Consider the following 11,414-nt stretch of genomic DNA (forward strand, 5'->3'; position numbering starts at 1 on the left):
CGGGGGTCACGCGCTGCGGTCGAGGGCGCGCAGCGAGCGGTCGGTGATCGACCGGGCGCCGCGCCCGATGGCGACCAGGCCGGACTGGACCAGCTCCTTGATGCCGTACGGCTCCAGCATCCGGAGCATCGCCTCCAGCTTGTCCGAGCTGCCGGTGGCCTCGATGGTCACCGCGTCCGGGGACACGTCGACCGTCTTGGCGCGGAACAGCTGGACGATCTCGACGATCTGCGACCGGGTCTCGTTGTCGGCGCGGACCTTCACCAGGACCAGTTCCCGCTGGATCGCAGCGGCCTGGTCGAGCTCGACGATCTTTATCACGTTGACGAGCTTGTTGAGCTGCTTCGTGACCTGTTCCAGCGGAAGGTCCTCGACGTTGACCACGATGGTCATCCGGGACACGTCCGGGTGCTCCGTCGGGCCGACGGCGAGGGAGTCGATGTTGAAACCCCGACGGGAGAACAGCGAGGCGATGCGGGCGAGCACGCCGGGCTTGTTCTCGACCAGGACGGAGAGGGTGTGCTTGGACATGTGTCTCTGTTTCCTCGGTCGCTAGGGGAGTCCGGCGAGCCGGTCGTTGGAAGGGTGGCGGCGGGCGGGAGGTCAGTCGGTGTCGTCGCCGAAGTCGGGCCGGACGCCCTTGGCGAACTGGATCTCGTCGTTGCTGGTGCCGGCCGCGACCATCGGCCAGACCATCGCGTCCTGGTGGACGATGAAGTCGATGACCACCGGGCGGTCCTCGATCTCCATCGCCTTCTTGATGACCGCGTCGAGGTCCTCGGGGCGCTCGCAGCGCAGGCCGACGCAGCCCATCGCCTCCGAGAGCATCACGAAGTCCGGGATCCTGGTGCCGCCCTGGACCGGCGGCTCGACACCGTCGTGGTCCGGGCCGGAGTGCAGCACCGTGTTGGAGTAGCGCTGGTTGTAGAAGAGGGTCTGCCACTGGCGGACCATGCCCAGCGAGCCGTTGTTGATGACCGCGACCTTGATCGGGAGGCCGTTCAGGGCGCAGGTGACCAGCTCCTGGTTGGTCATCTGGAAGCAGCCGTCGCCGTCGATCGCCCAGACCGCGGTGTCCGGCAGGCCCGCCTTGGCGCCCATCGCCGCCGGGACGGCGTAGCCCATGGTCCCCGCGCCGCCCGAGTTGAGCCAGGTGCCCGGCTTCTCGAACTGGATGAACTGCGAGCTCCACATCTGGTGCTGGCCGACGCCCGCGGCGTAGATCGCGTCCGGGCCGACCAGCTTGCCGATCCGCTCGATGACCTGCTGCGGGGAGAGCTGCCCGGACGGGGCCGGCTCGTAGCCCAGCGGGTAGGTGTTCTTCCACTCGTTGAGCTTGGTCCACCAGTCGGCGTAGTCGGCCTTGTGGCCGGCGTCGAACTCGGCCTGGACGGCGACGATCAGGTCGGCCAGGACCTCGCGGGCGTCGCCGACGATCGGCACGTCGGCCGGGCGGTTCTTGCCGATCTCGGCCGGGTCGATGTCCGCGTGGACGATCTTGGCGTACGGGGCGAAGCTGTCCAGCTTGCCGGTGACGCGGTCGTCGAAGCGGGCGCCCAGGGTGAACAGCAGGTCCGACTTCTGCAGCGCGGTGACCGCGGGGACGCTGCCGTGCATGCCGGGCATGCCCAGGTGCTGCGGGTGGCTGTCCGGGAAGGCGCCGAGCGCCATCAGGGTGGTGACCACCGGGGCACCGGTCAGCTCGGCGAGGATCCGCAGCTCGGCCGTGGCGTGCGCCTTGATCACGCCGCCGCCGACGTACAGCACCGGGCGCTTGGCGCTCACCAGCATCTTCGCGGCCTCGCGGATCTGCTTGGCGTGCGGCTTGGTGACCGGGCGGTAGCCGGGCAGCGAGGTCTCGGCCGGCCAGCGGAAGGTGGTGGTGGCCTGCAGGGCGTCCTTGGCGATGTCGACCAGGACCGGGCCGGGGCGGCCGGTGGCGGCGATGTGGAAGGCCTCGGTGATCACGCGCGGGATCTCGGCCGGGTCGGTGACCAGGAAGTTGTGCTTGGTGATCGGCATCGTGATGCCGCAGATGTCCGCCTCCTGGAAGGCGTCCGTGCCGATCGCCTTGGAGGCGACCTGGCCGGTGATGGCGACGACCGGCACCGAGTCCATGTAGGCGTCGGCGATCGGGGTCACCAGGTTGGTCGCGCCCGGGCCGGAGGTGGCCATGCAGACGCCGACCTTGCCGGTCGCCTGGGCGTATCCGGTGGCGGCGTGGCCGGCGCCCTGCTCGTGGCGGACCAGGATGTGGCGCACCTTGGACGAGTCCATCAGCGGGTCGTACGCGGGAAGGATGGCCCCGCCCGGGATGCCGAAGACGGTGTCCGCGCCCACGGCCTCGAGCGAGCGGATGAGCGACTGGGCGCCGGTCATGGTCTCGACGACGTGCTGGGGAGCGGGAGCGTGGGCGGCCGGGGTGTCCCCGCGGCGGGGGGATGCGGCGTGCTCAGTCATCTGCCTGTCTCTTCTCGGTTTCTGCCGGCCCTGGTGGCTGCGGTCCCCGGTTGTCGAGGGTGGGGTACCGCTGATCGGGCCGATCGCCGGCTCTGCCCCAATCGTCCCGCTTTTTCCTGGTAAATCGGAGCAGTTCGGGCGATCGGGGCCAGGAGGTCTTGCCTGGTGGAACAGCGTCAGTGCAACAAAAAACCCCTCGTGCCAAGGGCATGCGAGGGGTGGCGCGTCGGTCTCTCACGAGCAGGGCATGGCCCGCTCAGCCGACGCGCCCGCCAAGTACGAGAATTCGGGTGCGCATGGCAACGACCTTCCTCCCGTGCGGGGCCGACTGTCAAGCAGGTGGGACGACAGTCTCGCCATGCGGACCCCGCCCTGGACCCGCCACGGCACGGTGTTCGGGCAGGTCGGAGGCGCCGTGGTGATGTTCGACACGCCCTGCGCCGGGCTCCCCCCGGCCACCCGGACGGGTGTCGGCGGCCAGGAAGCCGCGGCGGGCCGTGAGCGGGCCGAGCGGTCTCGGCAGCGGGTACACCCGCCGGGCCAGCGCGCGGCGCAGTCTGGTCTCGTCCAGCGGCGGGGCGAAGGCCGAGCCCTGCCCCTGCCGGCAGCCGAGCTCCTGCAGCACGGCGACCTGGCGCGGCAGGTCCACCCCCTCGGCGGCGGTGCCCAGCCCGAGGTCCCGGCCGAGCCGCAGGGCGTGCCCGGCCAGCGTTCTGCCGAGCCCGGACTCGCCGAGGTCCTGGACCAGCGTGCGGTCCAGCTTGAGCGAGTCGAAGGGCAGCCGGGCCAGCGCGCCGAGCGAGCCGTTCCCGGCCCCGAGGCCGGCCAGCGCGGTGGAGACGCCCAGCCTGCGCAGCGCGGCCAGCCGTCTGCCGAGCTCGTCGGCGAGCCCGTCCGAGCCCATCCGGGCGACCTCGACGACCAGCTGGCCGGCCGGCAGCCCGCTGTCGCGCAGGGCCGCGACCACCGCCTCGTAGGTGCCGGGCGAGCAGAGCCGCTCGGCCGAGAGGCGCACCGAGACCGGGACCGGCGCCGGCCCCGAGCGGCCCCGGCCCGCCGGCCCGCGTCGCTGCGCGGCGGCGCCCACCGCCTCGTGGATCAGCCAGCGGGAGAACCGGGCGGCCGCGTCGCCGTGCTCGGCGGAGCGCAGGAACTCGGCGGGGGTGAGCAGCAGGCCCTGCGCCGAGCGCCAGCGGGCCTGCGCCTCGACGCCGGTGACGGTGCCGGTGGCGAGGTCGACCACGGGCTGGTGCAGCAGCGTGAAGCCGCCCTCGCGGACGGCGACCCGCAGCCGCTCGTCCAGCTCGGTGCGGCGCTCCAGGTCGGCCCGCATGGCCGGGGTGTAGAGCACCACCCGGCCCTTGCCCTCGGACTTGGCCCGGTACATCGCGAGGTCGGCGTTGCGCATCAGCTCGTCGGTGGCGGCTCTAGGGTCGGCGGCCGGGCCGCGCTCGGGCGTACCGAAGGCGATGCCGATGCTGGCCGCGACGCTCAGCTCGGCCCCGCCGATCCAGTACGGCTCGGAGAGCGCCACCCGCAGCCGCTCGGCGAGCTCCTGCACCTGGAGCCGGCCGAGCGGTCCGCAGACCAGCGCCGCGAACTCGTCGCCGCCGAACCGGGCGACGGTGTCCCCGCTGCGCACCGCGCCCTGCAGCCGGCGGGCGGCCTGCACCAGCAGCTCGTCGCCGACCTGGTGGCCGGCGCTGTCGTTGACCGCCTTGAAGCCGTCGAGGTCGAGGAAGAGCACCGCGATGCCCGCGCCCGCCCCCTCCTGCAGCCCGCGGGTGGCCAGGGCGGCTCGCAGCCGCTGGGCGAAGAGCGCCCGGTTGGGCAGGTCGGTGAGCGGGTCGTGGGAGGCGTTGTGCTGCAACTGGGCCTGCAGCATCACGCGTTCGGTGACGTCCCGGCTGTTGAGGATCAGGCCGTCGCGGTACCGGTCGACGGTCGACTCGACGTGCAGCCACTCGCCGGAGCCGGAGCTGATCCGGCACTCCACCCGGGCCGGGGAGGTCTCGCCGGCGGCGCCCGGCGACCGGTGGGCCAGCAGCCGGCCGCGGGCCAGGAAGCGGCGGACCTCCATCAGCACCCGGTCCACGTCCTCGGGGTGGACGAGGTCGAGCAGGTTGCCGCCGACCAGCTCCTCCGGGTCGCGGCCGTAGACGCCGAGCGCGGCCGGGGAGACGTAGGAGAGCACGCCGCTGGCGCCGGCGATCATGATGACGTCGCTGGAGCCCTGCACCAGGGAGCGGAAGTGCGCCTCCTTGTGGGCGAGTTCCTGGGCCAGCGAGAGGTTGTCCAGCAGCATCACGCCCTGGCGCAGGATCAGCGCCAGCCCGACCGTGCAGGCGGCCGCGGCCACCACCCGGTCCAGCGGACGCCCGCCGAGGGCGTTGTAGAGGATGCCGGCGGTGCAGACGGCGGCCGCCGCGTACGGGGTGAGGGCGCTGAAGGTGGTGGCCACCCGGCGGCGCGGCAGACCGCCGGCCGAGGGGTGCTCGCGCAGCGGCCGGCGCCAGCGCGGCGACCACGGCGCCCAGGCCAGCAGCAGGCTGCCGGCGAACCAGCCGGCATCCAGCAGTTCCCCCGAGTGGTAGCTGTTGCGCAGCTCGGGCGAGGTGAACAGGGCGTCGCAGAGCACCGTGACGGCCAGGCCGATCATGGCGGTGTGCACCGCGGCCCGGTTTCCGTCCCGGCCGCCGAAGCGCAGCCCGACCACCAGGCTGACCAGCAGGATGTCCAGCACCGGGTAGGCCAGGTTGAGCGCCAGCCGCAGCGGGGAGCCGTCCTCGCCGGCGGCGATCCGGCCCAGCGCCAGGCTCCAGCTGAGCGTGAACAGCGAGCCGGCCACCAGCCAGCCGTCCAGCATCAGGCAGAGCCAGCCGGCCGCGCTGCGCGGGCGCTGGGCGAGCACCAGCACGCCGGTGATGGCGAGCGGGGCGAAGAGCAGGAACGCGTACTCGGCCAGCGAGTCCTGCGGGAGCGGGGTGCGCTCGACCAGCTCGTACCAGCCCCAGGTGCCGTTCCCGAAGGCGACCATGAGCGAGGAGAGGCCGAACAGCAGCCAGGCCGGGCGGGCGTGGCCGCCGACCGTGCAGCCGTAGGCGAGGCAGGAGAGCGCCGCCGCGAGGGCCGCCGCCGCCAGTCCGAAGTCCCCCATGAAGACTGCGAGTTGGCGGGAGCCCCAGCCGAGGGCCGCGCCCAGCGCGTAGGCGAGGCAGAGCCCGCCGAGGACGGCGCCGGGCAGGCTGCGGCTGTCCAGCATTCGACGCACCGGGCCGCGCCGGTCCGCGGCCGGGCCCACGTCGGCGTCCGGCACCCCCGGCCGTCCGGTTCCGGGCAGCACCGCATCGGTGGAGCTCACTCGGCCTCTCCCCCTCCGGCGCGGGACCCGGCGCCCCGGCCACGGACCACCGGCCGCGCAGCTGGTGGCCGTACGCGGTGACCTGTCGCCCCGCCAGGGCAGCGGCCCAGGGGGTGGACGGCCTGCCGGCCGACACACCGCACCGATGTTCCCACTCCGGACCCTACACCACTTCGGTCACTCAATGACACGCACACTCCACTTAGAGTAATGGTGCCGGAGTGGGGAATTGCACCTGATTCCGCCGGAACGGGCCGGTTGGCGGGGGCGCGCACGAAGGGGCTCACGCAGCGCGCACAGGAGCACAGGTCAGCGCCCTCCGACCGCCGTACCGCCCGGGGCTCCTCCGGCCCCGGACCGCGGCACCGTCCGCGTCACCGCCCGGCCGGCACCAACTCCTCCGGGAACAGCCGCAACCGGTGGGCCAGCGCGGCGGCCTCGCCCCGGCCGGCCACCCCGAGCTTGCCGAGGATGTTGGAGACGTGCACGCTCGCCGTCTTCGGCGAGATGTACAGCTCCTCCGCGATCTGCCGGTTGGTCCGGCCCCGCGCGAGCAACCGGAGCACGTCCCGCTCACGGGGGGTGAGGCCGAAGGAGTCGCCGGCCGGCGCCGGCCGTGCAGGGGCGGCCGCCGGGCGCGCGGTGAGCGCCAGCCCGGCCCGCTCGGCGAGCGCGTCGATCTCCGCCAGCAGCCAGCTGTCGCCCCGCACACCGGCCAGCTCCCGCGCCTCGCGCAGCCGCTCCGCACCGGCCTCGCGCCGGCCGGCCAGCACCTCGGCCTCGCCCGCCCGCAGCAGCACCAGCGCCAGCGGGTACGGCAGCCCGGTCGGCCGCAGCACCGTGGCGGCGGCCTCCCAGTGCGCCGGGGTGTCCGCCCCCTCGGCGCGGGCCAGCTCGGCCTCCAGCAGCCGGGCCCAGCCCTCGTGCAGCGGCGCCTTCGGGATCAGCCCGGCCGCCGCCGCGGCGATCCGCGCGAGCACCGCGGCCCGGTCCCGGTCCAGCTCGGGCAGGCCGCGGTGGTCCGCCTCGACGCCCGCGCCGAGCGCCAGCAGCGGGTACAGCGAGGCCTCGTTCCCGGCCGGGAGGTGGCCCTCGGCGACGGCGAGCAGTTCGGCCCGGGCCTCCGCCGGCCGGCCGGCGCGGGCCGCGAGCACCATCGCCAGCCGGGAGATCGGGACGCTGTGCTGGAACTGGCAGTTGTGCTTGGACGCCCGGGCCTGGGCCAGCATGCCGGCCGCGGTGGCGAGGTCCCCGCGCCGCATGGCGAGGTCGCCGCGCAGCCGGTCCAGGAACTCGGCGTGGCTGCCCGGCGGGTCGACCCGCTCGGAGTCGGCCAGCAGCGCGGTCGCCTCGTCGACCCGGCCGAGGTCGAGCAGCGCCTCGGCGAGGTTGCCGGTCAGGATCGTGCCGACGTTGCGCAGCAGCCCGTTGCCGTCGGCCGCCTCCAGCCCCTCCCGGGCCAGCGCCACCGCCTCCTCGGCACGGCCGAGCGACTGCAGCATGCTGGCGAGGTTGTTGATGCCGCGCAGCAGCACGTCCGGGACGCCGAGACCGCGGGTGGCGGCGACCGCCTCGGACAGCTCGGCGATGCCCCGCTCCGGGTCGTGGTGCAGGTCGCTGCGGAGCGAGCCGAGCGTCATCCGGGCGTGCTGCTCGATCGCGTGCGCCCCGACCTGGCGGGCGATCTCCGCGGCCCGCTCGGCGAGCCGCACGTCCTCCTCGGTCGGATCGGTGAGCATCGCGACGCCGGCGCTCAGCGCCAGCACCTCGGCCTGCACCGCGGACGGCGGCAGGTTCTCCACCAGCCGCCGGGCGTGCGCCGCCTCGTCGTGGTTGCCGGCCCGGTTGAGATGGCCGAGCATCCGGGCCCGGTTCATCCGGAACCAGGCCGCGCGCACCGGGTGCTCGGTCTCGTCGACCAGCTTCAGCCCGCGCTTGGCCAGGCTCAGCCCGCGCTCCCGGTCGCCGCTGCGCCGGGCCGCGACCACCGCCTCGGCCAGCACGTCGATCAGCTGGATCCGGCCGCAGTCCTGGTCCCCGGCGCCGTGGTCGCAGGAGCCGGGCGGGTAGGTCTCGGCCCAGTCGTACGGGCGCAGGGTGTTCGCCAGGACGTCCTCGGAGACCTCGTCCCACAGCTCCAGGGCCCGCTCCAGCATCCGCAGCTGCTCGGCGAAGGCGTTGCGCCGGCGGGCGGCCCGGGCGGCGTCCAGCGCGGTCGGCAGGGCCCGGGCCGGATCGTGCGCGTGGTACCAGTAGTTGGCCAGCCGGGCCGGGCGGACGTCGGCGCCGACCAGGTGCGGCTGCTCCTCCAGGACGGTGGCGAAGCGGCGGTTGATCCGGTGCCGTTCCCCGGGCAGCAGGTCGTCCGAGACTGCCTCGCGGACCAGCGCGTGCCGGAAGCGGTAGCCGTCGCCGTCGGTGTCCGGGCGCAGGATGCTGGCGCCGACGGCCGTGCGCAGCGATTCGATCAGCGCCTCCTCGTCCTCCAGCACCGCGGCCAGCAGCGCGTGTTCGACGTAGGAGCCGCCCTCGGCGGCGATCCGCAGCACCCGCTGGGTCTCCTCGTCCAGCGCCTCGACCCGGACCAGCAGGATGTCCCGCAGCGAGTCGGTGAGCCCGGCGGAGCAGCCCTCCCGGTAGGAGGTGGCCAGCTCCTCGACGAAGAACGGGTTGCCCTCGGAGCGGCGGTGGATCCGGTCGACCAGCTGCCGGTCGGGGGCGGCGGTGCCGAGGATGCCGGCCAGCTGCGCGGCGACCTCGCCCGGGCCGAACCGCTCCAGCTCCAACCGCCGGACGGTGCGCAGCCGTTCCAGCTCGGCGAGGAAGGGCCGCAGGGGGTGGCGGCGGTGCAGGTCGTCGGTGCGGTAGGTGGCGACCAGCAGGACCCTGGCCCGGTGCAGGGTGCGGACCAGGTAGGCGAGCAGCTCCCGGGTGGAGCGGTCGGCCCAGTGCAGGTCCTCGACGGCGAGTACGAGGGTACGGTCCGCGCCGAGCCGTTCGAACAGCCTCGCGGTGTGCTCGAACAGCCGGGCCCGGCCGTACTCGTCGTTGGGTCCGCCGTCCTCCTCGCCGAAGTCGGGCAGCAGCCGGGCGAGATGGCCTTCCAGACCGGCGGCCGCGGCCTCCAGTTCGGCGCCCAGGCTCCGGTGCAGGCGGCGCAGCGCGGTGGCCAGCGGTGCGTACGGCAGCCCCTCCGCGCCGACCTCCGGACAGCCGCCGACGGTGGCCGCCACTCCCCCGCCGGTGGCGCGGGCCGCCCGGTCGAGGAACTCCTCCAGCAGCCTGGTCTTGCCGACCCCCGCCTCGCCGCCGATCAGGACGGTCTGCGGGCTCCCCGCCCCGGCCCGCCGCAGCGCGTCGGTCAGTTCGGTGATCTCGCTGCCGCGGCCGACGAAGACGGGACTCACCGATATCTGCTGCATGGAGGCGAGCATGCCATACGCCGATCCGCCCGGCCGAGCGGTTATCCCGGTCCCCGAACGCCCGGAAGGGGAGGCGCTCCCCTGCAGCGCCTCCCCTTCCGGAGTCCCTTCGGCACCCCGAGGGTGCCGGTCCGTCAGCATTCCTGCAGGCGCTGGGCGCGCCGCACGGCACGGGCGGCCGGCTGCCGCAGCCAACCGCGGCGGCCCCCCTTGGCCTCGCGGACCAGGCGCTGGTGCTCGGCGCGGGCGTGCAGCTCGCGTACCTGCTGCTGGATGAGCTCGTACTCGATCACTTCGGTTCCCCTTTTGGGTTTCACTGCGTTTCGCTGTCGAGTAAGAGCTTCCTCCCCCAGGTGGGGCCGCCACATCGGAAGCCTGACCGATCTTCCGGGCCCCGGACGCCTTAGACGGGGCATCGGAAAACGGCAAAGGCCCGGTCCCACTCCGATTCGGAGGTGGGACCGGGCCTTAGGTCCTACTTAGGAGGCCTTAGACACCTTAGGTGCCTTAGGAAGCTCAGGCTGAGACGCCCAGCTTCTGCAGGCTGCGCCTACTGTCCTGCCGCGCCGAGGCGCTCCAGGCTGCGCCTACTGACCTGCCGCGCCGAGGCGCTCCAGGCTGCGCCTACTGTCCTGCCGCGCCGAGGCGCTCCAGGATCAGGTCCTTCACGCGGGCCGCGTCGGCCTGGCCGCGGGTGGCCTTCATGACCGCGCCGACCAGCGCGCCCACCGCGGCGACCTTGCCGTCGCGGATCTTGGCGGCGATCGCCTCGTTCTCGGCGATGGCCTGGTCGACGGCGGCACCGAGCGCCGAGTCGTCCGAGACGACGGCCAGGCCGCGCTTCTCGACGACCTCGTCCGGCTCGCCCTCGCCGGCCAGCACGGCCTCGATGACCTGGCGGGCCAGCTTGTCGTTCAGCTTGCCCTCGGCGACCAGCGCGGTGACCCGGGCGACCTGCGCCGGGGTGATCGGCTGCTCGCTCAGCTCGGTGCCGGTCTCGTTGGCGCGGCGGGCCAGCTCGCCCATCCACCACTTGCGGGCCTGGTCGGCCGGGGCGCCGGCGGCGATGGTCTCCTGGATCGGCTCGACCGCACCGGCGTTCAGCACCGCCTGCATGTCCTTGTCGGACAGGCCCCACTCGGACTGCAGCCGGGCCCGGCGCACGCGCGGCAGCTCCGGCAGCCCGGCGCGCAGCTCCTCGACCCACTCGCGCGCGGGCGCGATCGGCACGAGGTCCGGCTCGGGGAAGTAGCGGTAGTCCTCGGCGTTGTCCTTGATCCGGCCGGAGGTGGTGCTGCCGTCCTCCTCGTGGAAGTGCCGGGTCTCCTGGATGATGGTGCCGCCGTCGACCAGCACGGTGGCGTGCCGCTGGATCTCGAACCGGGCCGCCCGCTCGACGCTGCGCAGCGAGTTGACGTTCTTGGTCTCGGAGCGGGTGCCGAAGGTCTCGGTGCCGTTCGGGCGCAGCGACAGGTTGACGTCGCAGCGCATCTGGCCCTTGTCCATCCGGGCCTCGGAGACGCCCAGCGCCTTGATCAGCTCACGCAGCTCGGCCACGTACGCGCGGGCCACCTCGGGGGCGCGCTCGCCGGCGCCGACGATCGGCTTGGTGACGATCTCGATCAGCGGGATGCCGGCCCGGTTGTAGTCCAGCAGCGAGTGGGTGGCGCCGTGGATGCGGCCGGTCGCGCCGCCGACGTGGCTGGACTTGCCGGTGTCCTCCTCCATGTGGGCGCGCTCGATCTCCACGCGGAAGGTCGAGCCGTCCTCCAGCTGCACGTCGAGGTAGCCGTTGAAGGCGATCGGCTCGTCGTACTGCGAGGTCTGGAAGTTCTTCGGCATGTCCGGATAGAAGTAGTTCTTCCGGGCGAACCGGCACCACTCGGCGATCTCGCAGTTCAGCGCCAGGCCGATCTTGACGGCAGACTCCACGCCGACCGCGTTGACCACGGGCAGCGAGCCGGGCAGGCCCAGGCAGGTCGGGCAGACCTGGCTGTTCGGCTCGGCACCCAGCTCGGTCGAGCAACCGCAGAACATCTTGGTCTTGGTGCCCAGCTCGACGTGGACCTCAAGGCCCATCACCGGGTCGTACGACGCGAGAGCGTCCTCGTAGGAGACCAGGTTCATGACGCTCACAGCGTCCCCTTCGCTAAAAGTCTGTGGAGGTACGG

General features: G+C 73.5%; 6 protein-coding genes. All 6 read right to left on the minus strand.

The window, feature by feature from the left end; all coding sequences use genetic code 11:
- Window positions 1–6: 6 nt before the first annotated feature.
- The 6 genes from ilvN to gatB all read right to left on the minus strand — a co-directional run bounded on the left by ilvN (window position 7) and on the right by gatB (window position 11,379).
- The gene (gene ilvN / locus ACIPSC_RS10015; RefSeq protein ID WP_238951331.1) at window positions 7–531 is read right to left on the minus strand and encodes an acetolactate synthase small subunit; all 525 of its coding nucleotides are present in this window, start codon (window positions 529–531) and stop codon (window positions 7–9) included.
- Between the two features lie 72 nt (window positions 532–603).
- The gene (locus tag ACIPSC_RS10020; protein WP_400824575.1) at window positions 604–2,460 is read right to left on the minus strand and encodes an acetolactate synthase large subunit; all 1,857 of its coding nucleotides are present in this window, start codon (window positions 2,458–2,460) and stop codon (window positions 604–606) included.
- Between the two features lie 331 nt (window positions 2,461–2,791).
- Window positions 2,792–5,722, minus strand: coding sequence for a putative bifunctional diguanylate cyclase/phosphodiesterase (locus tag ACIPSC_RS10025; protein ID WP_400824960.1), 2,931 nt, complete (start codon window positions 5,720–5,722; stop codon window positions 2,792–2,794).
- Between the two features lie 473 nt (window positions 5,723–6,195).
- Window positions 6,196–9,243 carry an AAA family ATPase gene (locus ACIPSC_RS10030; RefSeq protein ID WP_400824576.1) on the minus strand — a complete coding sequence of 1,016 codons (3,048 nt, stop codon included), beginning with the start codon at window positions 9,241–9,243 and terminating at the stop codon, window positions 6,196–6,198.
- Window positions 9,244–9,377: 134 nt separating this feature from the next.
- Window positions 9,378–9,536: a hypothetical protein gene (locus tag ACIPSC_RS10035; protein ID WP_400824577.1), complete on the minus strand. Its 159-nt coding sequence runs from the start codon at window positions 9,534–9,536 to the stop codon at window positions 9,378–9,380.
- A gap of 331 nt (window positions 9,537–9,867) precedes the next feature.
- Window positions 9,868–11,379 (minus strand): Asp-tRNA(Asn)/Glu-tRNA(Gln) amidotransferase subunit GatB, encoded by a 1,512-nt coding sequence (gene gatB / locus ACIPSC_RS10040; protein ID WP_400824579.1) that lies wholly within the window; start codon window positions 11,377–11,379, stop codon window positions 9,868–9,870.
- Window positions 11,380–11,414: the final 35 nt, after the last annotated feature.

Origin of the sequence: Kitasatospora sp. NPDC090091, from assembly GCF_044747365.1 — a bacterium.
Taxonomy (GTDB): Bacteria; Actinomycetota; Actinomycetes; order Streptomycetales; family Streptomycetaceae; genus Kitasatospora.

What these genes read in the sequence shown, in the direction of transcription:
- ilvN (WP_238951331.1), bottom strand. Translation starts at nt 531, where the DNA reads ATGTCCAAGCACACCCTCTCCGTCCTGGTCGAGAACAAGCCCGGCGTG.
- ACIPSC_RS10020 (WP_400824575.1), bottom strand. Translation starts at nt 2,460, where the DNA reads ATGACTGAGCACGCCGCATCCCCCCGCCGCGGGGACACCCCGGCCGCC.
- ACIPSC_RS10025 (WP_400824960.1), bottom strand. Translation starts at nt 5,722, where the DNA reads ATGCTGGACAGCCGCAGCCTGCCCGGCGCCGTCCTCGGCGGGCTCTGC.
- ACIPSC_RS10030 (WP_400824576.1), bottom strand. Translation starts at nt 9,243, where the DNA reads ATGCAGCAGATATCGGTGAGTCCCGTCTTCGTCGGCCGCGGCAGCGAG.